Genomic DNA, 24,873 nt, shown 5'->3' with positions numbered 1-24,873 from the left:
CCCATGCGTATCGGACTGTCCGGCGGTGCTGCGTCAGTTGACCGGATGATCACCCAGGCCCAGGAAGCCGAGGCTGACGGGTTCTCCGCCCTGTGGTACGCCAGTGGTGTCGCGGGCGACCCTCTGGTGGCGATGGCCATCGCCGGGCGCGCGACGCAGTCCATCGAGCTGGGAACCGCTGTGCTGCAGACGTATCCGTGCCATCCGATGCTGCAGGGCAACCGGGTGATCGCGGCCGCCAACGCCATGGGACGGCCAGGGCTCACGCTCGGCCTCGGGCCGTCACATGAGCCGATCGTGCGCGATGTGCTGGGCCTGTCCTATGACCACCCGGCCCGCAACACCGCCGAATATCTGAGGATCATCGGCCCGCTGCTGCGCGGCGAAGACGTGAATTTCGCCGGAACTGACTGGAGCGCGCACACCGCGGGCCGCGCCGCCCGCGCCGAACACCCGGTCCCACTCCTGCTGTCCGCACTGTCACCCCGGATGCTGCGCATCGCCGGACAGTTCGCAGACGGGGTTGTGCTGTGGATGGCCTCTCGTCAGGCGCTGGAGTCCCGGATCACCCCGACTCTCACCGCCGCAGCATCCGAATTCGGGCGGTCCCGGCCCCGGATCGTGGCCGGGCTACCGGTAGCGGTACACGACGACCTCGACGAAGCCAGAGACGCGGTGGCGGCAAACGCAGTCTCCTATGCAGGAATGCGCAACTACGAGCAAATTATTCGAGCCGGTGGCGGTTCCAGCGCGGCCGATGTCGCCATCATCGGCTCCGAGGACGCCGTGCAACATCAGTTGCAGTCGTTGCTCGACGCCGGAGCCACCGATGTGTGGGCCCAACCGGTCGCCGTAGGCCCCGATCGGTCCACCCGGTCCGGCTCGGTGCGGCGTGCCAGGGCACTGCTGAGCGCCCTGGCGCGAGAGGGCTGAATCCTCAACCGAGGATGGCGGGCATGGTGTCCCAGCCTCGTACCGCCACCGTGGGTGCACGCTCGGCGTTCTGCTCGTCGATCGTCCAGTCCGGCCACCGTTTGAGAATCTCCTCGAGTGCCACCCGCCCCTCGACGCGCGCCAGCGACGCACCCAGGCAGAAATGTGTACCCCGGCCAAAGCTCACATGGTTGCCGTTGCGATGGATATCGAAACGATCGGGATCGTCGAATTTACGTTCGTCGCGGTTGGCTGCGCCTGCAACGAGCAGGAGCGCCGAACCAGCTGGAACCGTCGTGTCGTGATACGTCACGTCTTTGGCGACATAGCGGGCAATGCCGTGCACCGGCGGCTCGTAACGCAGAACCTCCTCGATGGCGCCCGGGATCAATGACGGATCCTCGACCAGTTCGCGTCGCTGATCGGGGTGCTCCCCCAGCAGCTTTCCGAGCCACCCGAACAGCCGGCCCACCGTCTCGGTGCCGGCGTTGGCGATCACTCCGAGAAAGACCAGGAGTTCCTCGGAGCTCAACTTCCGCTCAGCACCGTCGGCGTCGGTGAATTCGACATTCAACAGCTCGGTCACCAGATCGTCGGACGGGTTCTTTTCACGCCACTCGACATACTCACGAAACATGTTGCCGTTGAAGTAGTTGTTCTTGCTCACCGGCAGCGGTTCACCGGGGTTGTTTCGCAACCTACGTCCGGCCACCTTGCGCACACTGCGCTGCAATTCGTCGGGTATTCCGACCAACATCCCGATGACACGCATCGGCATCTCGGCTCCGAGATCGCCCATGAAATCGAAGCGATCGCCACCGGTCAGTGGATCCAGGCATCTCGCGCAGAAGTCACGAACCTGTTCCTCGATGGCCTTCATCTTCCGCGGCGTGAAGGCGCGTGACACCAGGAGCCGGTGCACCGTGTGCAGCGGAGGATCCTCGTTGATGAAGACACCGAGCGGCATGACCGGCTCGGCCTTGACCACCTCCAGGATGTCACCCTTGGCCGAGCTGAGGTTCTCGACATCGCGCAGCGCGTGCTCTACGTCTGCCATCCGCGACAGCGACCAGAAGTCTCGCTTTTCGTTGTAGTACAGCGGCGTTTCGTTGCGAAGTCGTTTGTAGACCGGATACGGGTCCGCATCGATATCGACGTCGTAGGGGTCGTAATAGAGCTCGGTGGTCTCCACCATGCGGATGCGCTCCTCGATCTGTCCATCGCCACTCAGGCGGCCAGTGCAGTACGATCGTACAGCATTTGAAACTGCCGCTAAGGAGAGTCATGGATTTGGGATTCGTCTCGATGAACACGCCGCGAGACCTCGGCCCGGCCACCCTGGGGCCCGAGCTCGAGTCCCGCGGTTTCGAATCACTGTGGGTCGGTGAGCATCCGCAGATTCCACTGGCTGCCGCGGACCAGTTCCACCCTGCCCTGCTCGCTGCGCAGAAGCAGATTCTGGATCCGTTTCTGTCGCTGCTATCCGCTGCGCAGGCAACCGAGACGCTCCGGCTCGGAACAGCGGTGGCACTTCCGCTGGAGCGCGAATTATTCACGTTTGCAAAGGAAGTCGCGACGCTTGACCATTTGAGCAACGGGCGTGTGACGCTGGGCGTGGGCGTCGGCGCGCGGGCCGAACTGGAGACATCGAGCCCGGTGAAATGGGCCGACCGCTATCGCGCACTGGCCGACATGGTGGCTGCGCTCACGACGCTGTGGGATGACGACGAGTCCGAGTATCACGGCGGGTTCTACGACTTCGCCCCGGTGTGGTCGTATCCCAAGCCCAGCCAGCGTCCGCGTCCGCCGCTACTGGCTGCCGCCACCGGACCCAAGGCGATTCGGGAATGCCTGGCCTGGGCCGACGGCTGGCTCCCCGGCGATGCCGCATTCCGAGATGTGGGAGCCGCCATGGCCGATTTCCGCCGGACAGCCGAGGACGCCGGTCGCGATCCGTCCACCCTCGATCTCACGATCATGGCCTGGGGCAACCCGACTTTGGAAAAACTGGCAGGCTACCGCGACCTGGGCTTCAACCGAGCTGTGCTGGGTGGCGGCCGCAAGAAGGGCGGCGACCCGTCCACCACGTGGGAGTTTCTGGACGCCTACGCGGACATGGTCGACGAACTCCGGTAGAACCAGCGCGGCGGTGGTATGCCGTCCTCGACGACACACCACCGCCGCGCCACGCGCCACTGAATTCTCAACCAGCCGGAACCGGCCGCACCTTCGAGTGGATCAGCTCGATCAACTGCCCCTCGGGATCGCGGACCATGCAGGCGAATCCGCCACCCGGATCGGCCACCACGGTGCCTCCGGACGACCGCACTGCCGCTTGCGCATCGGCCACGTTGTCCACCGCCAGCGACAGGTGTGTGAGGCCGGCGCCGACCATATCCCGCTGGGGCTCATCGGGTGCCGGATGGCCTGAGAAGGTCAGCAATTGCAGAACAAAGCCATCGTTTTGCAGGTAGGCCGCCTCGAAGCCGATCGGCGCGGCCAACCCGAGCAGGCCGGCGGCCATCTTGTCCGGCACCGTCATCCGCTGCACCTCGGTGAATCCGAGTGCCTCGTAGAACTTCTTGACGGTATCGATATCGCGGACCCGAAGCCCGACGTGACTGACGTTCATTCCCATCTCAGACACCCGCAGGTCCCGGGCCGCCGTGCATATACAACGTCTGCCCGGAGCAGTAGCTGGAGGCATCGGAGGCGAAGAACAGGACGCCGTAACCGATCTCGTCTGGTTCGGCGATCCGGCCGGATCCGTTGGTCTTGCCGATCATGTCGATGTCAAACCCTTGGCGCTGCGCATCCGCTTCCAGCCCTGGCGTTCGGATGGCGCCGCAGGCAATGCAGTTGACCCGCACGCCTTTTCGTGTCCATGCGGCCGCCATGGACCCGGTCAGGTTGTTCAGACCGGCCTTGGCGGCGGCGTAGACCGGCGCCTGCGGCATGGCAAGCAAGCTGGCCCCCGAGGAGATGTTGACAATCGATCCCTTGCCCTGGGCGATCATCGGCTTGGCCGCGGCCCGGGACAGGTACCACGCGCTGGAGAGGTTCAGATCCAAAACCTGATGCCACTCGTCGTCAGTCCACTTCATTAGGGACTTCGTCTCGCCACCGCCGGCGTTGTTCATCAGCACATCGAGCCGACCGAACTCGGCGAGCGTCGTGTCGACGAGCGCATTGCACTCCTCGGCATTCGTCACGTCGGTCGGTACCGCGAGCGCCCGGCGACCGAGCGCCTCGATTTCGGTGGCAGTGGACTTCAGCGGTTCCGGACGGCGCCCGGCCAGCACCACGTCAGCACCACGCTCGGCCAGGACCAGCGCCGATGCCCTTCCGATTCCCGTTCCGCCACCGGTGATGACGGCAACCTTCCCCTCCATCGAGAACCTATCGCTCACAGCATCGACTCCTATCCATTGCCATAACGTGTCAGATGCAATACGACTGTACAGCAGATTTTCATCCAAAAGGAGACGGCCCTCACACACTCGACACCGACGCTCGCGTCGAGTACACCAATGAGATGCCGGATCCAACCACCGATGTCTGGGAAGTGCTGTCCACCGCTCGATCCATCCGCCGGTTCACCAACGAGCCGGTCGACGACGAGACACTCGAACGCTGCCTACAAGCCGCGACCTGGGCACCCAACGGGGCGAACGCCCAGCTGTGGCGGTTCATCGTTCTCGATGCGCCAGAACAGCGCGCCGCCGTCGCCGAGGCAGCCCAGATCGCCTTGCAGTCAATCGAATCCATCTATGGGATGAGCCGTCCCGCGGCGGACGATCAGAGCCGAGCTGCACGAAACAACCGGGCCACCTACGAGCTGCACGACCGCGGCGGGGAGTACACCTCGGTGTTGTTCGTCGCGTTCAAGAACGAGTTCTCCTCGGAGTTCCTGCAAGGCGGATCGATCTACCCCGCCATGCAGAACTTTTACCTGGCCGCCCGAGCCCAGGGACTGGGCGCATGCATCACCAGTTGGGCCTCGTACGACGGCGACGAGGTGCTACGCAAATCGATTGGTATTCCGGACGAATGGTTCCTTGCCGGTCACATTGTGGTCGGCTGGCCGCGGGGCAAGCACGGACCTGTCCGCCGCCGACCGCTCAGTGACGTCGTCTTCCGCAATCGGTGGGATTCCGAGCGCGCCGACATCACTTATGGGCGCGGGGCGCGGCCGCGATCAAGCTGATCAGCCGGCGATCGCCGGCAATGTCTAGCCTTCCGGATAGAAAAGGAACAGCACGCAACCCTCCGTCGATTGCGGTACGTGCCACGACCCGGCCGGGGCGTGCAGGAATGTGCCTGCGGCGTAATCGTTGACGCCGTCGTTGAGGACACCGGAGACGACGTAGACCTCTTCGGGGCCGGGATCGTGCAGGTCTTCACCACCCCAGACCGCACCCGGTGCGATGGTGGTGACGGCCGCTTTGGCACCGTTGGCGCCCTGCCAGAGCGGCTGGACAGTGATTCCCGGAAAGACTTCGATCGGTTCGACGTCGGCCGTCGACTTCCAGACGTATCCAGCCGCATTGGGGCCGAACGACGCAAGATCGCCACTGGTTGTCATATGTGCACGAACCGTGGGCACTGGTCCGCAATTCCCAACCGGCCACGCTTGCCGACTCCCCGATGTCTTGCGTCAGCGTCGACCGCGCTCGGCCCGGCCGGGCTTGCGGGCGACCTTCCCCGCTGCGGCGCGGGCGGCCTGCTTCGCCAGGGTCTTCTCCCGGGCGGTGCGTTTCGGTGCCGCCTGGGCCTGTCCCCGCGACGAACCGGGTTTGCGGCCCCGCACAATCCCGACGAACTCCTCGACCAGTGCCGGCTGCGGCCCTTCCGGAAAGGCGAGCGCCACGGGGCAGGTGGGCGCGTCGGTGATGGGGCGGTATGTGAGGTCCTTGCGGTGATACAGCCGCGCCAGCGACTGTGGAACGATGAGCGCGCCCATCCCCGCGGCGACGAGTTCTATCGCGTCCTGGGTGGTCTCAGGTCGGTGATCGACCGGGGCGCCAGGAGCACCCGCCCAGTCGACGACATCATCGAGCGGAAGCAGTGTCGGCTCACCGTCGAGGTCCGCGGCGGTGATCTCGTCGACGGCGCTCAGAAGGTGGTCGGTCGGCACCACGGCCACCGTTGTCTCCTCGTAGAGAGGGATGATCGCCAGTCCAGACGTGTCGGCGGACGGCCGGAGTAACGCCACGTCGACGGTGCCGTCTCGCACAGCGGAGGCCGCGTCTGCCGCGGCGACGGCGCACAATCTCAGCGGCACCCCGGGGTTGCGCTCCGCCCAGGTCCGAGCCCACTTCGCAGGCGTCCCGCCAGGAACGTAGCCGAGGGTGAGGGACTGCGGGGTCACGGCATCAGGCTACCGATACGCTGATTCCATGAGCAGGCCAAACGCGCAGTCCATGAAACCCGCCACGGCGGCCAAGAAGCTGGACGTGTATTTGCCCGCTACACCCGCCGAGTTCCAGGGGAACGCGATCACCCGCGCCGAGCTCGCCGCCCTGCAGGCCGACCCGCCGCAGTGGCTCAAGGACCTCCGCAAGAACGGGCCGCACCCGAAGAATCTCGTGGCAGCGAAGCTGGGCATCTCGATCGCCGGTCTCGCGCGCGGCGACGTCGGGGACGCGCTGACCACCGAGCAGATCAATGAGCTACTCGAGGAGAACCCGGAATGGCTGGTCGCCGAACGTGAGAGCTACCAGACGGTGCTGCGCGAGGAGCGACGCCTGAAGTCCCTGCGTGCGGAGCAGGATCGCGACGCCTGAATGCCGAATGGCCAGTTATCACACGCATTTTCGCGGTCCGCGTGTAATAGCTGGCCACTCGACGGGCGGCGGGATCCCCATCGCAGAGGTGCAGCGGGTGATGGCCCACCGAGTCCGCAGATCCGCTACGGGGCAGGGCTACCGCGGTCTCCTGAGACCGCCGGCCGAGGTTGTGCGCATGAGCAGGAACGCTACTCCGCAGGGATGACATCGTCGGAAAGTTCCGTGCGGAGCACCAGCCGGCATGGGGCAGACTGCGATACATGCCAGATACCGTGCGAGCCACGTACGCGGTCGCCAGTGACGACCCGGAGTACGCCGGCACGACCTACACCCTGAACGATCTCGACGACGGCTCGGTCTTGGTTTTCCTCAAATACCCCGACGGCAGCGCGATCGATGCCGGTTACCTCTACCAGGAAGACGTGGAGGGCCTCGGTGAGAGCGAGCTGCTCGCGGAAATCGATCAAGCGCTCAGCGAAGGACAACTGCCGCCTCGCGGCGAAATCCTGACACAAAGCTGACCGGGCGCTAAACGAGACGGTCGGCTACAAGGAACCCAGTCATGGATGAGATGGAAATCCACCGGCTCTTCGGCGACTGGAGCAACGAATATTGGTGCCGGGCAGTAACTGTCGACATTGACTCCGTCCCCGACTACGAGGCGCAGGAATGGGCCGAGGAGTTGGTGACCGAAGCTCCCGCGGTGCTGGTGAACGTCGGCATCCATGCGACCCGCACACCCCTGCGCAGGGCCGACATCACTCTCGACGGTCAGGAGATCCTGGCACGTGACATCAACGACGACTGCCTCGACGCCGTCCACGCTGTCCTCGGTCGTCTCGAAGAGATCGCCGCGGCGCGCGGCCGACGCGAACGCTGGTACGTGTGCGGAGCCCCGGTCGGTTCTGCGTTCTTCGTCAGCCCCCCAGGAGCTGGTCACCTCAGTGGGGGTTGATGTGCGACAGCTGAATATCGGCGAGCACTGGTACCAGATCACCTCGAAGTGGTAGGACGTCCCGCGACTACGCCCTGACGCGATGCAGGTTCGGCATCACCGCTGCATCTCCACCGCGATCTCCTCGGCCGATGCCGGCCGCCGATCCCACGCCTCCAGCGACACGCAGATCGACCGCTTCCCCGACCGTCGCTGGTCGGAGTGTGTGTGTCCGTGGATCAACCACATCCCGAGGTTCGGCAACTGATACTGATCGAAGTTCTTGCGCGAGAACCTGTCCGGGGCGTCGACGTACGGGAAGTGGCTGAGCATCACCCCCTCTCCGCCCACCTTCGTCCGCGCCACCTGCTGCACACTCGCGAACACATCGATGTAGGCGGCGAAATGCCTCTGCGCACCCCGGTACATCGGATGCACCGGATCGTGATTGCCGGTCACGAGGTGCATCGGCACCCGCAACGTGCTCAGCTGCGCCAGAGCCGATTCCATGGACGCCACACCGCCGGCACAGATATCGCCGAGCACCCACAACGTGTCCCGGTTCGGATCGAGCCGGTACAGCGGCGCCATCACCGCCGCGTCGTGCGCTGCCACAGTGTCGAACCCACGCAAGTCCGCCAGCTTCGGGTGCGCGAGGTGCAGGTCAGCGGTGAAGAAGTCCACGCGCGGACGGTAGCGGGCACGCCCGACACATGCGACCGAGTTTCTGCCCTGGCAGTCATAGCCGGAACAGGTCTAGCCGCGTCCTTGATCTCCTACAGGAATCGTCACCATTTTCCGGCAGAAAGTATTCACGTTCAAGTAGATTACTGCTGCTTTCAATCCACGACGCTCAAAAGGACCGCCACGGCCGTCAGCCTCAACGCCCGTACGCTTCTTGGGTGCCGATCTGATCGAGTGGCTGGTTCAGTCCCTCAATAGCGAATGGCCAGTTGTGGCACGCCTTTTGGAGTATGACGTGCCATAACTGGCCATTCGAGCCGCTCAGAACTGATTCACAACATGCAGCTGACGCAACCCTCGACTTCGGTTCCCTCCAAAGCCATTTGGCGAAGCCGGATGTAGTACAGCGTCTTGATTCCCTTGCGCCAGGCGTAGATCTGCGCCTTGTTGACCTCACGGGTGTCGGCCGTGTCCTTGAAGAACAACGTCAGCGAAAGACCTTGATCCACATGCTGGGTGGCCGCGGCGTAGGTGTCGATGATCTTCTCGTAGCCGATCTCGTACGCATCCTGGTAGTAGTCCAGGTTGTCGTTGGTCAGGTACGGCGCCGGGTAGTAAACCCGACCGATCTTGCCTTCCTTGCGGATCTCGATCTTGCTCGCCACCGGGTGGATCGAGGATGTCGAGTGGTTGATGTAGGAGATCGACCCGGTCGGCGGGACAGCCTGCAGGTTCTGGTTGTAGATGCCGTGCTTCTGCACCGACTCCTTCAACTGCTTCCAGTCGTCCTGCGTCGGGATGTGGATGTCCGCATCGGCGAAGATCTGCCGGACCTTGTCGGTGGCCGGCTCCCACACCTGCTCGGTGTACTTGTCGAAGAACTCGCCCGACGCGTACTTCGAGTCCTCGAACCCGCCGAACCGCGTACCACGTTCGATCGCAATGAGATTCGACGCCCGCAGGGCGTGGAACAGCACGGTGTAGAAGTAGATGTTGGTGAAGTCGACGCCCTCTTCGGAGCCGTAGTGGATCCGCTCGCGAGCCAGATACCCGTGCAGGTTCATCTGCCCCAGGCCGATCGCGTGCGAGCTGTTGTTGCCCTGCTCGATGGACGGCACCGACCAGATGTGGGTCTGATCGCTCACCGCGGTCAGCGCCCGGATCGACGTCTCGATGGTCTGTGCGAAATCCGGCGAGTCCATCGCCTTGGCGATGTTCAGCGAACCGAGGTTGCACGAGATGTCCTTGCCCACTTTGGCGTAGGACAGGTCCTCGTTGAACAGCGACGGCGTAGAGACCTGCAGGATCTCCGAGCACAGGTTGGAGTGGGTGATCTTGCCGGCGATCGGGTTGGCCCGGTTCACCGTGTCCTCGTACATGATGTACGGGTAGCCCGACTCGAACTGCAGCTCGGCCAGTGTCTGGAAGAACTCACGCGCCTTGATCTTGGTCTTGCGGATCCGGCCGTCGTTGACCATCTCGTGGTACTTCTCGGTCACCGAGATGTCGGCGAACGGGACACCGTAGACCTTCTCGACGTCGTACGGCGAGAAGAGGTACATGTCCTCGTTCTTCTTGGCCAGCTCGAAGGTGATGTCCGGGATCACGACGCCCAGCGAGAGCGTCTTGATCCGGATCTTCTCGTCGGCGTTCTCGCGCTTGGTGTCGAGGAACCGGTAGATGTCGGGGTGGTGCGCGTGCAGGTACACCGCGCCGGCACCCTGGCGCGCCCCGAGCTGGTTGGCGTAGGAGAACGAATCCTCCAGCAGCTTCATGATCGGGATGACGCCCGAGCTCTGGTTCTCGATGTTCTTGATCGGGGCGCCGTGCTCACGAATGTTGGTCAGCAGCAAGGCAACTCCGCCACCGCGCTTGGACAGCTGCAGGGCCGAGTTGATCGAGCGCCCGATGGACTCCATGTTGTCCTCGATGCGCAGCAGGAAGCAGGACACCGGCTCGCCGCGCTGTTTCTTCCCCGAGTTGAGGAACGTGGGAGTGGCCGGCTGGAAGCGGCCGTCGATGATCTCGTCGACGAGCTTCTCGGCCAGCACGGTGTCGCCGGCGGCAAGGGTCAGCGCCACCATCACGACACGGTCCTCGAAGCGCTCCAAATAGCGCTTCCCGTCGAACGTCTTGAGTGTGTAGGAGGTGTAGTACTTGAACGCGCCCAGGAAGGTCGGGAACCGGAACTTCTTGGCGAAGGCGCGGTCCAGCAGGCCCTTGACGAAGTTGCGGCTGTACTGGTCGAGCACCTCGCGCTCGTAATACTCCTTCTCGATCAGGTAATCGAGCTTCTCGTCCTGACTGTGGAAGAAGACCGTGTTCTGGTTGACGTGCTGCAGGAAGTACTCACGCGCGGCGAGCACATCCTTGTCGAACTGAATCTTGCCGTCGGCGTCATACAGATTCAGCATCGCGTTGAGCGCGTGGTAATCCGTCTCGCCGGGAAGCGCGTGCGCGGCGGTGGTTACAGGCTCTGCAGCTGTGACGGTTGGTGGCACGTCTGGTCCTTCCAAAAGTCTTTCAACCCCGTGCGAACGGCTTCGACGTCGTCCGGAGTCCCCATGAGTTCGAAGCGGTACAGGTACGGCACGCCGCATTTGCGCGAAATTACATCGCCCGCGTAGGCGAATTCCGCACCGAAGTTGTTGTTGCCCGCGGCGATGACGCCGCGGATCAACGATCGATTGTGTTCATTGTTCAGAAACGCGATGACCTGTTTGGGTACGTAGCCACCGTTGTTGATGTCCGGAGTGGCACGACCACCGCCGTAGGTAGGAAGGATCAGAACGTAAGGTTCGTCCACCTCGATACGGCCGTGCAGCGGGATCCTGGTGACGCGGTCTTCGGGCCACCCCAGCTTCTGGACGAAGCGGTGGGTGTTCTCCGAGACGCTGGAGAAGTAGACGAGATGGCTCATCGTGTCCGGCTCCTCTCCCGTGGTGGTGGTGCCTTCCGTTACGCCGTCGCCGCGACCGTGCTCAGCGCCTTGATCCGATCGGGACGAAAGCCCGACCAGTGGTCGTTGCCGGCCACCACAACCGGGGCCTGCAGGTAGCCGAGCGCCATGACGTAGTCACGGGCCTCGCTGTCGAGGGTGATGTCGACCTTCTCGAACGCGATGCCCTGCTTTTCCAACGCCTTGTAGGTGGCGTTGCACTGCACGCATGCGGGCTTGGTGTACACGGTGACGGTCATCTTCGGTACGGCTCCTCTTGCGGAAAGTGAAAAAACTAGACAGGTGACTGGCAACTGATGGGGTCTTACGTTTCGCTTAAGTTCAGCGACCTTCGGGCCGCCAAAATTCCTGTCGGTCGAAGCCGCTCTCCGGCTGGTCCTGAAACCGACTCGGCCGGATTCGCTACGCTCCGGCTGGCTCCCGAACCGTGGTGGCCTGTCGGTCTCACAGACACTACACCTAGTGGCCGACAGTTCGAGGCCATACAACATGTTCTGAATAACATTTCTGAAATTCCCAGGTCGTAAGCTTGCCAGCAACCGCATTCGCGGCGTGTCGTACCCGACTTGACAGACCGTGTCGCGCCGCGCCCCTAGATGTACCACCAGCCACCGACAAGGTGGCCTCACACACAGCGGCCGACCCCCCAATAGCAAAGCCGCCGGCCGGGTCGGTATGACCCAGCCGGCGGCAAGATTTTGCCGGAAATCGGCGGAAACGGCAAAACGCGAAGACGACCCCTCAGCCGACCTCGACTGTGAGCTTGCCCACAATGTCACGTAACGCTTCGGCCACCTCGGCGTTCTCCCTAGGGTGCTTGCCGTCGAGCGACTTGGACGGCACCGACAGCTTCAGATCTTCGACCACGCGCGGCCCGGCGATGCCGAAGGACTTACGAGTCTCGTCATGTGCCCAAACGCCGCCGTACTGCCCGAGCGCCGCCCCGACCACCGCCAGCGGCTTGTCCTTGAGCGCGCCGTTGCCGAACGGCCGCGACAGCCAATCGATGGCGTTCTTCAACACACCGGGGATGCTGCCGTTGTATTCGGGGGTGACGACGAGCGCGGCGTCCGCTTCACCGGCCGCCGCCCGCAGGGCGACCACAGACTCAGCCACCTCGGCGGTGTCGATGTCCTCGTTATAGAAGGGCAGCTCCCCCAGCCGATCGAAGATGCGCAGTTCGACTCCATCGGGCGCCTGCTCCACTGCCAGTTCGGCAATCTGTCGGTTGACCGAAGCCGCCCGCAAGCTCCCTACCAACACCAACACCCTTGTATCAGCCATGTTCACACTCCCTTGTTCGACTCGCCCGATTCTCGCAACAGTCAACCGGACTGTGGTCCGATTAATTCCGCCTGAGTTAAAGTGCAGTTGTGGCAGCCTCCGACCGCTCGGCCCGGCTCATGGGCATCGACCAGGTGCCACAGGAACGCGGCGATGCCGCCCGCAACCGCGCTTTGATCCTCGACGCTGCACGTCGACTCATCGCCGAACGCGGCCCCGACGCGGTCAGCACCGACGATATCGCGGTTGAGGCCGGCGTCGGCAAGGGAACTTTGTTCCGGCGATTTGGTAGCCGTGCCGGACTGATGATGGTACTGCTCGACGAGGACGAGACCGCCGAACAGAACTCCTTCATGTTCGGCCCACCCCCACTGGGGCCCGGGGCGCCCCCGCTGGACCGGCTGCTGGCCTACGGCGCGGACCGCCTGCGGTTCGTGCACTGCCATCAGGCGCTGTTGTCCGACGCCATCCGGGATCCCGCTCTGCGTTACACCGGCCCATTCACCCTGCACCGCACGCACGTCCGGATGCTGCTCCAAACTGCCGGCACCACCGGCGATCTCGACGCACAGACCGATGCCCTGATCGCACTGCTCGACCCCGACTACGTCGCGCACCAACTGTCCCTCGGTCGACACCTCGATGACCTGTCCACCGCATGGCAAGACACCGCCCGCAAGTTGTGCGGCCACTAGCGTCATGACCGCCTGGGTGCTGCATGTCGACCTGGACCAGTTCCTGGCCTCGGTCGAGTTGCGGCGCCACCCCGAACTGCAGGGCCTGCCCGTCATCGTCGGCGGCAGCGGCGATCCAGGCGAACCCCGCAAGGTGGTCACCTGCGCGTCGTACGAGGCGCGTGAGTTCGGGGTACACGCCGGGATGCCACTGCGCGCGGCCGCACGCAAATGCCCCGACGCCACGTTCCTGCCGTCGGACCCGGACACCTACGACCAGGCTTCCGAACAGGTGATGGGTCTGCTGCGCGATCTCGGCCATCCGCTGGAGGTTTGGGGCTGGGACGAGGCCTACCTGGGCGCGGAGGTGGACGATCCGGTTGAGTTGGCCGAACGCATCCGCACCGTGATCGCCGCCGAGACCGGGTTGTCCTGCTCGGTGGGCATCAGCGACAACAAACAGCGCGCCAAGGTCGCGACCGGGCTGGCCAAGCCCGCGGGCGTCTACCTGCTCACCGAGACCAATTGGATGTCGGTGATGGGTGACCGTCCGACCGATGCGCTGTGGGGCATCGGACCCAAGACCACCAAAAAGCTTGCCACGCTGGGCATCACCACGGTCGCCGATCTGGCCGCCACCGATGCCACCGTGCTCACTTCGGCCTTCGGGCCGAGTACCGGGCTGTGGATCCTGTTGCTGGCCAAGGGCGGCGGCGACACCGAGGTGAGCTCCGAGCCCTGGATTCCGCGCTCACGCAGTCACGTCGTCACCTTCGCCACCGACCTCACCGACCGCGGCGAGATGGACGACGCGATCCGCGAACTGACCCGACGGACCCTCGACGAGGTGGTCGAACAGGGCCGAATCGTCACCCGGGTGGCGGTCACGGTGCGCACCAGCACCTTCTACACCCGCACCAAGATCCGCAAGCTGAGTTCGCCGAGCACCGACGCGGGTGTCATCACCGAGACCGCGCTGGCCGTGTTCGATCAGTTCGACCTGGATCGACCGATCCGACTGCTCGGGGTTCGTCTGGAGCTCTCGATGGATGACAGAAAATCCGACCATCGGACTGCCCCAATTGTCGGGCCCCACCAATAACCTCGACACCATGCTGCAGACCATCGCGATCCGGGGTTACCGCTCGCTGCGGGAGGTGATCCTGCCGTTGGCCGAACTCACCGTGGTCACCGGCGCCAACGGCTCCGGCAAGTCGTCGATCTACCGGGCACTTCGGCTGCTGGCGGACTGCGGGCGCGGCCAGGTCATCGGCTCACTGGCCCGCGAGGGTGGCCTGCAGTCAGTCTTGTGGGCGGGCCCCGAGCAGCCGAACGGGCAGACCCAGGGCACGGTCCGGACCCGACCGGTATCGCTCGAACTCGGTTTCTCCGCAGACGATTTCGGTTACCTGGTGGATCTGGGCCTGCCGCAGATGGCCGGGTCCGGCGGTGAGCCGTCGGCATTCGCCCAGGACCCCGAGATCAAACGGGAAGTGGTGTTCGCCGGACCGGTGTTGCGCCCAGCGTCGACGCTGGTGCATCGCACCCGCGAATACGCCGAGGTCGCCGCGCAATCCGGCCGGGGTTTCGACGAGGTGACCCGTTCGCTGCCCTCCTACCGCAGCGTGCTCGCCGAGTACGCCCACCCGGACGCGCTTCCGGAACTCTCCGCGGTCTCCGACCGGCTACGCGACTGGCGGTTCTACGACGGGTTCCGGGTCGACGCCGGTGCACCGGCCCGGCAACCCCATGTCGGAACCCGTACCCCGGTGCTCTCCGACGACGGCTCCGATCTGGCTGCGGCGGTGCAGACAATCATCGAAACGACCTTCGACGATCTGGCCCGCGCGGTGGCCGAGGCGTTTGACGGCGCCACCATCTCGGTGGCGGTCAACGACGGTCTGTTCGATCTGCACTTGCGTCAGCGCGGCATGCTGCGACCGTTGCGGGCGGCCGAATTGTCCGACGGCACACTGCGTTTCCTACTCTGGGCAACGGCGCTGGCCAGCCCGCGTCCGCCGTCCCTCATGGTGCTCAACGAGCCCGAGACCTCGTTACACCCCGATTTGGTCCGGCCGCTGGCCTGCCTGATCCGCACGGCCGCCAAGCAGTCCCAGGTACTGGTGGTAACGCATTCGCGTGCGCTGCTGGACTTCCTGGAGACCACCCCGGCGGCCGACGAGCAACCCGGCACCGCGATCGAGGTGGAGCTCTACAAGCAATGGGGCGAGACGAAGGTGGAGGGGTTCGGCATGCTCAACACACCGTCGTGGCACTGGGGAAAACGCTAGCGCTGCGCGGTTTTCGGCCGCAACGCCCGGCTGAACAGCACGTTGACCTGGCGCATGGCCACACTGTAGGGCCACCACGCCACCCGTTTGAAGGCATACAGCGCACGGATGTCGACCGAGGTGTAGATCAGAAATCGGTTGCGGCGCATCCCGGCCAGGATCTTGTCGGCGGCCTTCTCTGCCGAGATGGCGTGGCCGGCGAACCGGTCCACCCACTTCTGCACGTTCGGATCATCCCGATCCACGCCGGCGATCTGAACCGTCTGCACCAGACCGGTTTTCACCGCGCCGGGCACCACTACCGAAACCCCGATGCGGTGACGCGCCAGGTCGAAGCGCAGCACTTCACTCAGTCCGCGCAGCCCGTACTTGCTGGCGCTGTAGGCGCTATGCCAGGGCAGCGCGACGATGCCCGCGGCCGAGGACACATTCACCAGGTGCCCACCGCGGCGGGCCTGCACCATCGGCGGCAGGAAGGTCTCGATCACGTGGATCGGGCCCATCAGGTTGACGTCGATCATCGAGCGCCAGTGTTGATGGGTGAGTTGGTCGACAGTCCCCCAAGCTGACACCCCGGCGATGTTCATCACCACGTCCATCGACGAATGTGCCGCGTGGACGTCAGCAGCGAAGGCCGCCACCTGGTCATAGTCGGAGATGTCGAGCGTCCGGTGGGCGGGCACGTCGGCGCCGAGCGCCTTGGCGTCGGCGACGGTCTGGGCCAGTCCCACTTCGTCCCGGTCGGTCAGATACAGCTCAGCGCCTTGAGCCGCGAGCGCGAGGGCGGTGGCGCGGCCGATGCCGCTGGCCGCGCCCGTGATCAAGCACTTTTTTCCCTGGAAGTACTCTCGACGACTCGCCCGGACGTTACCCGCGGTATCGCTCCCCATGGGGGTGACCTTACCTGTGGCGCTACCCCGCCTGGCCACCCCACAGTGCGTTGAGCCACAGTCGCTCCACCACGTCGAGTGCACGTGCCGGATCGGTGCCCCGCCCGACGAAAGCTGAATCGTGCGACAGCGTCATCGCCGTCGTCGCCACCAGCATCCGCACCAGCGCGGGTATGTCATCGCTGATCGGCTGCGCGCCCTGGTCCTGCTCGACGAGGCCGACGATCTGGCCGATCACGGCGTCCTCGTAATCGTTCATCAGTTCCCGGATCTGCGCGTCGGTGTTCTGCGCGACGGTGCAGGCTGACATGATCGGGTCGTTGGTGGCGAAGACGGTTGCCGCACTGCCGACCATCCGCTTGGCGAAGGCCGCGGGGGTCTCACCGGCGACTCGGGGCGCATAGTTGTGCGTCAAGGTGGCGAGTTGTTCCATCGCGTCCGACACGATCACGGCCAGCACCGCGTACTTCGAGTCGAAGTAGAAGTAGAAGCCCGACCGGGCTACCCCGGCACGCTCGCTGATGGTGCTCACCGACAAATCGGCGAACGAGTGCTCTTCGAGCAGGTCCCGCACAGCCGTCACGATGGCGTCGCGTTGCCGGTCACCCCGGCTTCGTCGGGCCTGCGGACGCCCGGTGGAGTCATTGCTGCTCCCCGGGATCGATTCGGCTGTCATGGCATTAGACCTTTGCACTCGCGACGCGCCAGTTCAAAACTTGACATGCGTCAAGTCTGGCAGTCAGGATGGCCTCAAGTGGTGACATCGACCACACTTCGTCGGACTTTGTTGGTCAGGAGCGGCCCATGACAACCATCAGCACCCCGCAGTACCTGCTCGATCAGGCCAAGCGCCGGTTCACCCCGACGCCCAACACGCTGCCGGGCATGGGTGCGCTGGAAAAGCGTCTCAAGGCCAAGGACTGGGACCAGTTCGTCTTCGCCGAGCCTCCGGCGGGCAGCGGGCTCAAGCCGATCAGCGGCGACTCCGGGTTGCCGATCATCGGCCACATGATCGAGATCTTCCGTGGCGGCCCCGACTTCATCCTGGAGTTGTACCGCAAGCACGGCCCGATTTACTTCGCGCAGTCCCCTGCCCTTTCGTCGGTGATGGCGCTGGGTCCCGACGCGACGCAGGCGGTCTTCTCCAACCGCAACAAGGATTTCTCGCAGCGCGCCTGGGATCCGGTGATCGGCCCGTTCTTCGAAGGCGGCCTGATGTTGCTCGACTTCGACGAGCACATGTTCCACCGGCGGATCATGCAGGAGGCGTTCACTCGCACCCGGCTCACCGGTTACATCTCGCACATCGATTCGGTCGCCTCGAGCGTGCTGGCCAATGACTGGGTGGCCAACGACCCGCGTTTCCTCCTGCACCCGGCAATGAAGGAGCTCACGCTCGACATTGCCTCCGAGGTGTTCATGGGGGTACCGGCCGGCACCGACCGGGCACTGGTCACCACGGTCAACAACGCGTTCACCACGACCACGCGGGCGGGCAACGCGATCGTGCGTACTCCGGTGCCGCCGCTGAAGTGGTGGCGGGGCATCCAGGCCCGCAAGACCCTCGAGGATTACTTCGCCAGCCGCATCGGCGAGAAGCGGCAGTCGGAGAGCACCGACATGTTCAGCGTGCTGTGCCATTCCGCCGATGAGGACGGGCAGTCCTTCACCGACGACCAGATCATCAGCCACATGATCTTCCTGATGATGGCCGCCCACGACACGTCGACCTCGACGATGACGACGATGTGCTATCACCTGGCGGCCAATCCGGAGTGGCAGGAACGGCTGCGCGAGGACTCCGCGCGGATCGGCGACGGCCCGCTGGACTTCGAGTCCCTGGACAAGTTGGAAACCTACGACCTGGTGATCAACGAGTCACTGCGGATGATGACGCCGCTGCCGTTCAACTTCCGCCAAGCGGTGCGCGACACCGAACTGCTGGGCTACTTCATCCCGGCCGGGACGAGCGTGGTGACGTGGCCTTCGATCAACCACCGGCTGCCGGAATTGTGGACCGACCCGGACAAGTTCGACCCCGATCGTTTCGCCGAGCCGCGCAGCGAGCACAAGCGTCACCGCTACGCGTTCGCCCCGTTCGGTGGTGGCGCGCACAAGTGCATCGGCATGGTTTTCGGGCAGTTGGAGATCAAGACCGTGATGCACCGGCTGCTGCGCCGCTACAAGCTGGAGCTCGCCAGCCCGGATTACCAGCCGAGCTACGACTACGGCGGCATGCCGGTACCGATCGACGGCATGCCGATCGTGCTGCGCCCGCTGCACTGAGCGATTCGAGGCCCAGTGGCCAGTTGTGGCACGCGTTCCTGGAATTTGCGTGCCACAACTGCCATTCGGCGCGGTGAGGCCGCGGTCAAGCCGCCATCAGCCGATTGGCGCAGGCGATCACCGCGTACAGCGCCGACTGCTCCGGATCATCGGCGAGCCCCATGGCCCACTCGCTGTGCAGGCCGTCGCAGCCTTCGATGAAAGTCGCGGTCCGACCGCCGGTGGGCAGCTGGTGAAACGACATCGTCTCGACCGTGATCCCCCGCGCGTAGAGCATCTCGGTCAGTGCGGCGACGGGTCCGCTGGCGGCCGCGGTCAAGGTACTGATGGTGTCGCCCAGGGCCAATGTGGCCTGGTAGTGGCGAGCCTGCGGCCCCAGCCTGCTGGCTGAACGCTCCGTATCGGTGCAGGTCCACTGGCCCAGTTTCAACGCTCCGGGGCCGGCCGCGTATTCGCCCAAGAACTGCTCCCAGGACGTCGATTCGCCCGCGTCGCGCAGGCCGCGCGGCAACGGGGTGGAAAAGTGGGCCGAAAATGACATCGGATCACCCGATTGCGGTGCTGGTGAAGTGAGATACATGTGCCGGGCTTCTCTGATTAGAGGAAGTGACCGACGAAGTAGCGAACGACCCACAGCGGGGGGTCGGTCTGATCAGACCCCGCTGCGGGTTGCTACTACGAGTCGCCTTGGCACGTTGGCGATGCTAGACCCGGCCTGGCCGGTCACGCAAACACTTTGTGGCTACGTAGTCTCGGCGGAGTGGACGCCGCATGAGTATCGCCGACGTTGCGCTGCTCTTTTTCGCCGGAATCGCCGGCGGGCTCACCGGCAGCATCGCCGGACTGGCCTCGGTGGCCACTTACCCCGCGCTGCTGATGGTCGGGTTGCCCCCGGTGACGGCGAACGTGACCAACACGGTGGCTGTGGTGTTCAACGGTGTCGGTTCGGTCTGGGGCTCACGGCCAGAACTGGCCGGACAAGGGGCCTGGCTCAAGCGGATCATTCCGGTCGCCGCGCTCGGCGGAGTGGCCGGGGCGGCACTACTGCTGTCCACCCCGGCTGAGGGGTTCGAACGGGTGGTGCCGATCCTGATCGGTTTCGCGTCCGTGGCGATTCTCCTGCCGCGCCGCGAACACCGCGAATCCCGCATCGCCAACCATAATCAGCACCGGATCCGGGCCGCATCGGAAGCCGCCGCCATCTTCCTGATCACCATCTACGGCGGCTATTTCGGAGCGGCGGCCGGGGTGCTGCTGCTTGCGCTGTTGCTCCGTGCGGGTGGTGCAACGCTGGCGCATGCCAATGCGGGCAAGAATGTCATCTCCGGCGTCGCGAACGCCGTCGCCGCGCTCATCTTCGTGTTCTTCGCTCCGGTGCACTGGGGCGCGGTGGTGCCGCTGGGTATCGGTTGCCTGATCGGCTCCCGATTGGGTCCGATCGTGGTTCGCCACGCGCCTGCCACCCCGTTGCGGTTTCTGATCGGCGCGGCGGGTGTGGCGCTTGCCGTCAAGCTCGCCCTCGATACGTACTGACTCATCCAGCGCGAGCAGACGTGAATGCACCCCATTTCGTCCATTTCCGGGTACCGCAGCGTCTGCTCGCCAGGGGGCTCGCACGTCACTCGAAGGGATTGTCCCCCTTGGCAATCCGCGTACCCAGCGCGAGGAGGTTCTCCGCTGACGCGTGCAGTTGCTCGCCGGCATCACGGCTGGCCCGCCCGGCCAGGTATCGCGACCAGGTGCCCTCGATGACGATGCCGAGTTTGAAGCAGGCCAGCGCCACATACCAATCCAGCCGGTCGGTCTGGCGGCCTCCGGCGGCGCGATACGCCTCGATCAGTTCACTGCGGTGGGCCAGTCCGCCGAGCGCAGCCAGTGCCGACCCCGCGTTGATGGGATTGGGGTCGTCGGGCCAGCACACCAGCATCCACCCGAGATCGAGCAGCGGATCGCCGATCGTGCACATCTCCCAGTCGATGAACGCGGCCAGTTCGGGGGCATCTCGGCGCAGCAGGACATTGTTGAGATGCGCGTCGCCGTGCATGATGCCGGGCTCGGCGTCGGGCGGGCGGTTGTCCTCAAGCCATTGCGCCAGCTCCCCCACGCCCGTCAACGACTCGGGTGAATACTGCTCGTGGCGATAGCTCTCGAGCAATCCGAGAAACTGCGGAACCTGGCGGGCCAGAAATGATCCGGGCCGGCGGATGGCGGCGAGCTCACTGTTCTCCCAGGCGACATTGCCCAGTTCCGCGAGACTCCCCGCATAGGACAGCCCGACCCGGTAGCGCAGGTCGGCATCGTCCCGGTAGGCCTGGCTCACGTCGGTACCCGGGTTGAACCCGTCGACCTCCTCCATCAGGTAGAACACCACGCCGATCACGTCGAGGTCGGTGCAGGCGGCGATGAATCCCGGATGGGGCACGGCCGAGCCCGCCAGCGTGCGCAGCACCGCGATCTCCCGCAGCATGGTCTTGTCACTGGTCGGCCGCGGATGTAAAGGCGGGCGCCGCAACACCATTCGGCGTCCGTCGACGCACATGCCCACGACGATGTTCTGGGTCCCGCCGGTCAGCGGCGCCACGTCGGTCAGGGTCGTTCCGATCCCCTGCTCGCCCAGCCAGCGTCCAACGGCGTCCTGATCGGGGGCGCTGAGCGTGGGCAATTCCGGTACGTCGTCGGGCATGCAGCCATGGTGCCAGCTGCCCTTCCGGATCAGTGCACGTTCGCCAGTGTCAGCAGGTATTCCCATCGCATCGTGGAACCGGTGAGGAACCGGTCGCCCAGTGCGGCGATCGCCGCGTCCAGTTCCGCGACCCGATCGGCATCGGCGGCGATGGCCCGGTAGGCCGAGATCGTGGGGCCGTAGTTGGCCTTGAAATAATCACGGAACGCTGCACCGTCGGGGTATGCGGTGACGTCCAATTCCCTCCGTTCACAGGTCAACTCGCCGAGCCCGGCACCCAGCAGGGTGCGCAGATACTGCTCGTCTCCCCACCGCGGCGGTGGGGAGACTCCGGGAGGCGGCGCGGGCGCATACGGCTTCATGGTGGCGAACAACTGTCCGATGAATCCCTCTGGCGTCCACGAGATCAGCCCGATCCGGCCGCCCGGGCGGGTGACGCGCAGCAGTTCGTCGGCGGCCTGCTGGTGGTGCGGAGCGAACATTACCCCGATGCAGGAGAGCACCGCATCGAAGGAATCGTCGGCGTAGGGCAACGCCTCGGCGTTGCCCTCGGCCCAGTCGATGGTCACGTGGGCCTCGGCGCTCAACCGGCGGCCCTGTTCGACCAGTTCCGGACACAGGTCGCTCGCGGTCACCTGCGCACCCGTCGCGGCAGCGGGAATGGCCACGTTACCGGTCCCGGCCGCCACGTCGAGTACGCGGTCACCGGGTCCGATGCCGCTGGCCTCGACCAGTACGGGACCCAGTGGGCGCACAATGTTCGCGGCGATCTCCGCGTAGTCACCCAACGCCCACAGCGCCCGGTGTTTGGCCTCAAGCTCATCATTGGTGGTCGTGACGTTCATGGCGGGATTCCTTTCCAGGTTGGCTCCATCGTCATCCCGCGCGGCGCACCCGATCCAGTACCAGATCTGTAGTGGGTCTGGTTCTGGATCTGTACTGGCTTCGGAGGCCCGACAGCGGTGTACTTAGAAAGCCACGCACTTTCCCGGGAGGTACACCGCCCATGTCGACGTATGGCCAGTTCTGTCCCGTGGCCAAGGCCATGGAACTGCTCGACGAACGCTGGACCTTGCTGGTGGTCCGGGAACTGCTGCGGGGCAGCGCACATTTCAACGATCTACGTCGCGGCGTCCCGAAGATGTCCCCGGCGCTGTTGTCGAAGCGGCTGAAGTCGTTGGCCCGCGCCGGAGTGATCGAGCGTTCCGAGATAGATGGGCGCACTAGCTATTCCCTGACCCCGTGCGGTCAGGAACTTGCCGGCGTGGTCGACGCGCTCGGGTCGTGGGGTGTGCGGTGGATCGGTGAACTCGGCGAGGAGGACCTCGATCCGCATCTGCTGATGTGGGATATGCGCCGCACCATTCCGCTTGCGGACTGGCCGCGCTCGCGCACCACGGTCGCGTTTGTCCTCGATGGTGTCGACCCCAAGGCGTCGAGGTGGTGGCTGGTAGTGAGCGACGGGCAGGCCGACGTCTGCGATTTCGATCCGGGTTACGAGGTGGACGGCACCGTGCAGACCAGCCTGCGCACATTGATCGAGATCTGGCGCGGCGATGCCGGCTGGGCGCGGGCGGTGCTCGACGGGAGTGTGGCGCTGTCGGGGTCCAGCGATGTCCGCCGGGCGATCCCGAAATGGCTGGGCCAGAGCACGGCGGCCACGATTCCCCGGCCGGCCTGAGCGCTCAGTCCAGGATGCGGCGGGCCACGTTGGTGGTGACCAGGTCGAGCAGTTCGTCGGCACGCCCGGCCAGGATGGTGCGGATCGCGTACAGCGAGAAGCCCTTTGCCTGTTCGACGGTGATCGCCGGGGGTATCGACAGTTCCTGACGCGCGGTGTGCACGTCGATCAGGGCCGGGCCATCGTGGGCGAATGCGTCGGCGATGGCGCGTTCGAGGTCTGCCGGTTCAGTGACCCGCCTGCCGAATATGCCCATGGCCTGGGCAACAGCGGCGAAATCGGGGTTGACCAGGTCGGTGCCGAACGTGACGATGCCCGCGGCCTTCATCTCCAGCTCGACGAAGTTCAGCGACGAGTTGTTGAACACGATCACCTTGACCGGCAGCTTGTTCTGGATCAGCGTCACCAGCTCGCCGAAGAGCATGGTCAGCCCGCCGTCACCGGCCAGGGCGACCACCTGCCGGCCGGGAAACGCGGTCTGGGCGCCGATCCCGTGTGGCAGCGCATTGGCCATGGTGCCGTGGTTGAACGACCCGAGCAGCCGGCGCCGGCCGTTCATGGTCAGATACCGCGCCGCCCACACCACCGGGGACCCGACATCACAGGTGAACACCGCATCATCGGAGGCAAGCCGGTCAGCAAGCGCGGCAACATATTCCGGCCGGATCGGGGTCTTGTCCCGGTCGTTGACCGCCAGTGAATCGAGGGTGGCGCGGGTCTTGCGGTAGTGCTTCAGGGATCGATCGAGGTGATCGCGGTCGGTTTTGGGCCGCAACAGCGGCTGCAATGCGGCCAAGGTGTCACGCACACTGCCGCGCAGCCCCAGGTCGACCGGGGTGCGCCGGCCGAGGTTGCGCCCGCGGATGTCCACCTGGATAACGGTGGCGCCCTCGGGATAGAACTGCTGATACGGGAAGTCGGTGCCCAGCATCAGCAGGGTGTCGGCCTCTTTGATGGCCTTGTAGCCCGACGCGAAGCCCAGCAGTCCGGTCATGCCGACGTCGAACGGGTTGTCGTACTCGATGAATTCCTTGCCGCGCAACGCGTGGACAACGGGAGCCTGCAGCGTTGAGGCCAGTTCGATCAGGGCGTCGTGGGACCCCGCGACGCCGGCCCCGCCGAGAATGGTGACCCGCTCGGCGGCGTTGAGGATGTCGGCGGCCCTGCGCACCGACTCGTCGTCGGGGCGCAGGATCGATCGGGTGGGCCGCACCGGGCGGGCCGTCCAGCCGCTCTCCCCCGCGCGCTGCAGGAAGATCTCGCCCGGTATCACGACGACCGCCACACCGTTTTCCTCGACGGCCGTGCGCATGGCCATCTCCAGGATGCGCGGTGCCATCTCGGGGGTGCTGACCAGTTCGCAATACACACTGCACTCGCGAAACAGGTCCTGCGGGTGGGTCTCCTGGAAGTACTCCGACCCGATCTCGGTGCGCGGAATGTGGGCGGCGATGGCCAGCACCGGCACACGGCTGCGCTGCGCGTCGAACAGGCCGTTGATCAGGTGCAGATTGCCCGGCCCACAACTGCCCGCGCACACGGCCAGTTGACCGGTCAGGGCGGCATCGGCGGCCGCGGCGAAGGCCGCGGTCTCCTCGTGACGGACATGCTCCCAGGCGATATCGGCGCTGCGGCGGATGGCGTCGGTGAATCCGTTGAGGCTGTCACCCGGAAGGCCGTAGACGCGCCTTACCCCGCTCAACGTCAGGGCGGAGATGAAGTGGTCTGCAATGGTCGCCATGACGCCTCCCGGGTATGCGATTCCGGCGTGATCGATGACGCTGG

28 protein-coding genes are annotated in these 24,873 nt (G+C 65.0%); 12 read left to right on the top strand and 16 right to left on the bottom strand.

The annotated features are described in order from the left end of the window. The first annotated feature begins 3 nt into the window (after window positions 1-3). Complete coding sequence (locus tag HBE63_RS06265; RefSeq protein WP_166903982.1) at window positions 4-933, top strand: TIGR03564 family F420-dependent LLM class oxidoreductase; 930 nt, start codon at window positions 4-6, stop codon at window positions 931-933. Between the two features lie 4 nt (window positions 934-937). On the opposite strand, the gene HBE63_RS06260 is transcribed toward HBE63_RS06265, so the two are convergent. Then, window positions 938-2,128: a cytochrome P450 gene (locus HBE63_RS06260; RefSeq protein WP_166903981.1), complete on the bottom strand. Its 1,191-nt coding sequence runs from the start codon at window positions 2,126-2,128 to the stop codon at window positions 938-940. An 89-nt stretch (window positions 2,129-2,217) separates the two neighbouring features. Between HBE63_RS06260 and HBE63_RS06255 the strand changes: the two genes are divergently transcribed. Then, window positions 2,218-3,069, top strand: coding sequence for a TIGR03619 family F420-dependent LLM class oxidoreductase (locus HBE63_RS06255; protein WP_166903980.1), 852 nt, complete (start codon window positions 2,218-2,220; stop codon window positions 3,067-3,069). Window positions 3,070-3,136: 67 nt separating this feature from the next. On the opposite strand, the gene HBE63_RS06250 is transcribed toward HBE63_RS06255, so the two are convergent. Together HBE63_RS06250 and HBE63_RS06245 are read right to left on the bottom strand one after the other, a co-directional pair. Further along, complete coding sequence (locus tag HBE63_RS06250) at window positions 3,137-3,565, bottom strand: VOC family protein (RefSeq protein WP_166909446.1); 429 nt, start codon at window positions 3,563-3,565, stop codon at window positions 3,137-3,139. A 7-nt stretch (window positions 3,566-3,572) separates the two neighbouring features. Next, window positions 3,573-4,343, bottom strand: coding sequence for an SDR family NAD(P)-dependent oxidoreductase (locus HBE63_RS06245; RefSeq protein WP_166903979.1), 771 nt, complete (start codon window positions 4,341-4,343; stop codon window positions 3,573-3,575). Window positions 4,344-4,468: 125 nt separating this feature from the next. Between HBE63_RS06245 and HBE63_RS06240 the strand changes: the two genes are divergently transcribed. Beyond that, the gene (locus HBE63_RS06240) at window positions 4,469-5,140 is read left to right on the top strand and encodes a nitroreductase family protein (RefSeq protein ID WP_166903978.1); all 672 of its coding nucleotides are present in this window, start codon (window positions 4,469-4,471) and stop codon (window positions 5,138-5,140) included. A 24-nt stretch (window positions 5,141-5,164) separates the two neighbouring features. On the opposite strand, the gene HBE63_RS06235 is transcribed toward HBE63_RS06240, so the two are convergent. Both HBE63_RS06235 and HBE63_RS06230 read right to left on the bottom strand, forming a co-directional pair. Next, window positions 5,165-5,518, bottom strand: coding sequence for a cupin domain-containing protein (locus tag HBE63_RS06235; protein ID WP_166903977.1), 354 nt, complete (start codon window positions 5,516-5,518; stop codon window positions 5,165-5,167). 72 nt (window positions 5,519-5,590) lie between these two features. Continuing rightward, the gene (locus HBE63_RS06230) at window positions 5,591-6,304 is read right to left on the bottom strand and encodes a LysR family substrate-binding domain-containing protein (RefSeq protein WP_166903976.1); all 714 of its coding nucleotides are present in this window, start codon (window positions 6,302-6,304) and stop codon (window positions 5,591-5,593) included. 28 nt (window positions 6,305-6,332) lie between these two features. Here HBE63_RS06230 and HBE63_RS06225 point away from each other — a divergent pair, with 28 nt between their 5' ends. The 3 genes from HBE63_RS06225 (at window position 6,333) to HBE63_RS06215 (ending at window position 7,677) form a co-directional block, all read left to right on the top strand. After that, complete coding sequence (locus HBE63_RS06225) at window positions 6,333-6,719, top strand: DUF5997 family protein (protein WP_166903975.1); 387 nt, start codon at window positions 6,333-6,335, stop codon at window positions 6,717-6,719. A gap of 263 nt (window positions 6,720-6,982) precedes the next feature. Next, window positions 6,983-7,243: a hypothetical protein gene (locus HBE63_RS06220; protein WP_166903974.1), complete on the top strand. Its 261-nt coding sequence runs from the start codon at window positions 6,983-6,985 to the stop codon at window positions 7,241-7,243. Between the two features lie 41 nt (window positions 7,244-7,284). Continuing rightward, entirely contained in the window at window positions 7,285-7,677 is a 393-nt protein-coding gene (locus tag HBE63_RS06215) for a hypothetical protein (RefSeq protein ID WP_166903973.1), read from the top strand. Between the two features lie 96 nt (window positions 7,678-7,773). Here HBE63_RS06215 and HBE63_RS06210 read toward each other — a convergent pair whose 3' ends face one another. From HBE63_RS06210 to HBE63_RS06190, 5 genes are all read right to left on the bottom strand, one after another. Then, complete coding sequence (locus tag HBE63_RS06210; RefSeq protein WP_166903972.1) at window positions 7,774-8,340, bottom strand: metallophosphoesterase; 567 nt, start codon at window positions 8,338-8,340, stop codon at window positions 7,774-7,776. A 332-nt stretch (window positions 8,341-8,672) separates the two neighbouring features. Further along, entirely contained in the window at window positions 8,673-10,754 is a 2,082-nt protein-coding gene (nrdE, locus tag HBE63_RS06205; RefSeq protein ID WP_243858690.1) for a class 1b ribonucleoside-diphosphate reductase subunit alpha, read from the bottom strand. A 53-nt stretch (window positions 10,755-10,807) separates the two neighbouring features. After that, entirely contained in the window at window positions 10,808-11,260 is a 453-nt protein-coding gene (gene nrdI / locus HBE63_RS06200) for a class Ib ribonucleoside-diphosphate reductase assembly flavoprotein NrdI (protein WP_166903970.1), read from the bottom strand. A gap of 38 nt (window positions 11,261-11,298) precedes the next feature. Continuing rightward, entirely contained in the window at window positions 11,299-11,538 is a 240-nt protein-coding gene (locus HBE63_RS06195; RefSeq protein ID WP_166903969.1) for a redoxin NrdH, read from the bottom strand. A gap of 502 nt (window positions 11,539-12,040) precedes the next feature. Next, on the bottom strand, window positions 12,041-12,583 hold the full coding sequence (locus HBE63_RS06190; RefSeq protein ID WP_166903968.1) for an NADPH-dependent FMN reductase: 543 nt from the start codon (window positions 12,581-12,583) through the stop codon (window positions 12,041-12,043). An 89-nt stretch (window positions 12,584-12,672) separates the two neighbouring features. Between HBE63_RS06190 and HBE63_RS06185 the strand changes: the two genes are divergently transcribed. The 3 genes from HBE63_RS06185 to HBE63_RS06175 are packed head-to-tail and all read left to right on the top strand — an operon-like array spanning window position 12,673 to window position 15,548. Beyond that, on the top strand, window positions 12,673-13,278 hold the full coding sequence (locus HBE63_RS06185; protein ID WP_371814929.1) for a helix-turn-helix domain-containing protein: 606 nt from the start codon (window positions 12,673-12,675) through the stop codon (window positions 13,276-13,278). Window positions 13,279-13,282: 4 nt separating this feature from the next. Next, window positions 13,283-14,359 carry a DNA polymerase IV gene (locus HBE63_RS06180; RefSeq protein WP_166903967.1) on the top strand — a complete coding sequence of 359 codons (1,077 nt, stop codon included), beginning with the start codon at window positions 13,283-13,285 and terminating at the stop codon, window positions 14,357-14,359. Between the two features lie 10 nt (window positions 14,360-14,369). Beyond that, window positions 14,370-15,548 (top strand): AAA family ATPase, encoded by a 1,179-nt coding sequence (locus HBE63_RS06175; RefSeq protein ID WP_166909443.1) that lies wholly within the window; start codon window positions 14,370-14,372, stop codon window positions 15,546-15,548. On the opposite strand, the gene HBE63_RS06170 is transcribed toward HBE63_RS06175, so the two are convergent. Together HBE63_RS06170 and HBE63_RS06165 are read right to left on the bottom strand one after the other, a co-directional pair. Beyond that, window positions 15,545-16,438, bottom strand: coding sequence for an SDR family oxidoreductase (locus HBE63_RS06170; protein ID WP_166903966.1), 894 nt, complete (start codon window positions 16,436-16,438; stop codon window positions 15,545-15,547). The two genes, HBE63_RS06175 and HBE63_RS06170, sit on opposite strands and share 4 nt — an antisense overlap. Window positions 16,439-16,460: 22 nt before the next feature. Next, window positions 16,461-17,114, bottom strand: coding sequence for a TetR/AcrR family transcriptional regulator (locus HBE63_RS06165; protein WP_166903965.1), 654 nt, complete (start codon window positions 17,112-17,114; stop codon window positions 16,461-16,463). 128 nt (window positions 17,115-17,242) lie between these two features. On the opposite strand from HBE63_RS06165, the gene HBE63_RS06160 reads away from it, so the two are divergent. Continuing rightward, window positions 17,243-18,724: a cytochrome P450 gene (locus tag HBE63_RS06160; protein ID WP_166903964.1), complete on the top strand. Its 1,482-nt coding sequence runs from the start codon at window positions 17,243-17,245 to the stop codon at window positions 18,722-18,724. An 85-nt stretch (window positions 18,725-18,809) separates the two neighbouring features. Here HBE63_RS06160 and HBE63_RS06155 read toward each other — a convergent pair whose 3' ends face one another. After that, window positions 18,810-19,265 carry a homocitrate synthase gene (locus HBE63_RS06155; RefSeq protein WP_243858539.1) on the bottom strand — a complete coding sequence of 152 codons (456 nt, stop codon included), beginning with the start codon at window positions 19,263-19,265 and terminating at the stop codon, window positions 18,810-18,812. Between the two features lie 230 nt (window positions 19,266-19,495). On the opposite strand from HBE63_RS06155, the gene HBE63_RS06150 reads away from it, so the two are divergent. After that, complete coding sequence (locus tag HBE63_RS06150) at window positions 19,496-20,257, top strand: sulfite exporter TauE/SafE family protein (RefSeq protein ID WP_166903962.1); 762 nt, start codon at window positions 19,496-19,498, stop codon at window positions 20,255-20,257. Window positions 20,258-20,342: 85 nt separating this feature from the next. Here HBE63_RS06150 and HBE63_RS06145 read toward each other — a convergent pair whose 3' ends face one another. Beyond that, window positions 20,343-21,407, bottom strand: a complete 1,065-nt coding sequence (locus HBE63_RS06145; RefSeq protein ID WP_166903961.1) for a phosphotransferase family protein — start codon at window positions 21,405-21,407, stop codon at window positions 20,343-20,345. A 29-nt stretch (window positions 21,408-21,436) separates the two neighbouring features. Beyond that, window positions 21,437-22,252, bottom strand: a complete 816-nt coding sequence (locus HBE63_RS06140; protein ID WP_166903960.1) for a class I SAM-dependent methyltransferase — start codon at window positions 22,250-22,252, stop codon at window positions 21,437-21,439. Window positions 22,253-22,413: 161 nt separating this feature from the next. Here HBE63_RS06140 and HBE63_RS06135 point away from each other — a divergent pair, with 161 nt between their 5' ends. Beyond that, window positions 22,414-23,088 (top strand): helix-turn-helix domain-containing protein, encoded by a 675-nt coding sequence (locus HBE63_RS06135; protein ID WP_166903959.1) that lies wholly within the window; start codon window positions 22,414-22,416, stop codon window positions 23,086-23,088. A 4-nt stretch (window positions 23,089-23,092) separates the two neighbouring features. Here the strand turns inward: HBE63_RS06135 and poxB are convergent, their stop codons facing one another. Further along, window positions 23,093-24,829, bottom strand: a complete 1,737-nt coding sequence (gene poxB, locus HBE63_RS06130) for a ubiquinone-dependent pyruvate dehydrogenase (RefSeq protein ID WP_166903958.1) — start codon at window positions 24,827-24,829, stop codon at window positions 23,093-23,095. Window positions 24,830-24,873: the final 44 nt, after the last annotated feature.

Origin of the sequence: Mycobacterium sp. DL440 (genome assembly GCF_011745145.1) — a bacterium.
In the GTDB taxonomy this organism is placed as follows: Bacteria; Actinomycetota; Actinomycetes; order Mycobacteriales; family Mycobacteriaceae; genus Mycobacterium.
This window is presented reverse-complemented; position numbering and strand designations above follow the sequence as displayed.

What these genes read in the sequence shown, in the direction of transcription:
- HBE63_RS06265 (WP_166903982.1), top strand. Translation starts at nt 4, where the DNA reads ATGCGTATCGGACTGTCCGGCGGTGCTGCGTCAGTTGACCGGATGATC.
- HBE63_RS06260 (WP_166903981.1), bottom strand. Translation starts at nt 2,128, where the DNA reads ATGGTGGAGACCACCGAGCTCTATTACGACCCCTACGACGTCGATATC.
- HBE63_RS06255 (WP_166903980.1), top strand. Translation starts at nt 2,218, where the DNA reads ATGGATTTGGGATTCGTCTCGATGAACACGCCGCGAGACCTCGGCCCG.
- HBE63_RS06250 (WP_166909446.1), bottom strand. Translation starts at nt 3,565, where the DNA reads ATGAACGTCAGTCACGTCGGGCTTCGGGTCCGCGATATCGATACCGTC.
- HBE63_RS06240 (WP_166903978.1), top strand. Translation starts at nt 4,469, where the DNA reads ATGCCGGATCCAACCACCGATGTCTGGGAAGTGCTGTCCACCGCTCGA.
- HBE63_RS06235 (WP_166903977.1), bottom strand. Translation starts at nt 5,518, where the DNA reads ATGACAACCAGTGGCGATCTTGCGTCGTTCGGCCCCAATGCGGCTGGA.
- HBE63_RS06225 (WP_166903975.1), top strand. Translation starts at nt 6,333, where the DNA reads ATGAGCAGGCCAAACGCGCAGTCCATGAAACCCGCCACGGCGGCCAAG.
- HBE63_RS06220 (WP_166903974.1), top strand. Translation starts at nt 6,983, where the DNA reads ATGCCAGATACCGTGCGAGCCACGTACGCGGTCGCCAGTGACGACCCG.
- HBE63_RS06215 (WP_166903973.1), top strand. Translation starts at nt 7,285, where the DNA reads ATGGATGAGATGGAAATCCACCGGCTCTTCGGCGACTGGAGCAACGAA.
- nrdE (WP_243858690.1), bottom strand. Translation starts at nt 10,754, where the DNA reads ATGCTGAATCTGTATGACGCCGACGGCAAGATTCAGTTCGACAAGGAT.
- nrdI (WP_166903970.1), bottom strand. Translation starts at nt 11,260, where the DNA reads ATGAGCCATCTCGTCTACTTCTCCAGCGTCTCGGAGAACACCCACCGC.
- HBE63_RS06195 (WP_166903969.1), bottom strand. Translation starts at nt 11,538, where the DNA reads ATGACCGTCACCGTGTACACCAAGCCCGCATGCGTGCAGTGCAACGCC.
- HBE63_RS06190 (WP_166903968.1), bottom strand. Translation starts at nt 12,583, where the DNA reads ATGGCTGATACAAGGGTGTTGGTGTTGGTAGGGAGCTTGCGGGCGGCT.
- HBE63_RS06180 (WP_166903967.1), top strand. Translation starts at nt 13,283, where the DNA reads ATGACCGCCTGGGTGCTGCATGTCGACCTGGACCAGTTCCTGGCCTCG.
- HBE63_RS06175 (WP_166909443.1), top strand. Translation starts at nt 14,370, where the DNA reads ATGCTGCAGACCATCGCGATCCGGGGTTACCGCTCGCTGCGGGAGGTG.
- HBE63_RS06170 (WP_166903966.1), bottom strand. Translation starts at nt 16,438, where the DNA reads ATGGGGAGCGATACCGCGGGTAACGTCCGGGCGAGTCGTCGAGAGTAC.
- HBE63_RS06165 (WP_166903965.1), bottom strand. Translation starts at nt 17,114, where the DNA reads ATGACAGCCGAATCGATCCCGGGGAGCAGCAATGACTCCACCGGGCGT.
- HBE63_RS06160 (WP_166903964.1), top strand. Translation starts at nt 17,243, where the DNA reads ATGACAACCATCAGCACCCCGCAGTACCTGCTCGATCAGGCCAAGCGC.
- HBE63_RS06155 (WP_243858539.1), bottom strand. Translation starts at nt 19,265, where the DNA reads ATGTCATTTTCGGCCCACTTTTCCACCCCGTTGCCGCGCGGCCTGCGC.
- HBE63_RS06150 (WP_166903962.1), top strand. Translation starts at nt 19,496, where the DNA reads ATGAGTATCGCCGACGTTGCGCTGCTCTTTTTCGCCGGAATCGCCGGC.
- HBE63_RS06145 (WP_166903961.1), bottom strand. Translation starts at nt 21,407, where the DNA reads ATGCCCGACGACGTACCGGAATTGCCCACGCTCAGCGCCCCCGATCAG.
- HBE63_RS06140 (WP_166903960.1), bottom strand. Translation starts at nt 22,252, where the DNA reads ATGAACGTCACGACCACCAATGATGAGCTTGAGGCCAAACACCGGGCG.
- HBE63_RS06135 (WP_166903959.1), top strand. Translation starts at nt 22,414, where the DNA reads ATGTCGACGTATGGCCAGTTCTGTCCCGTGGCCAAGGCCATGGAACTG.
- poxB (WP_166903958.1), bottom strand. Translation starts at nt 24,829, where the DNA reads ATGGCGACCATTGCAGACCACTTCATCTCCGCCCTGACGTTGAGCGGG.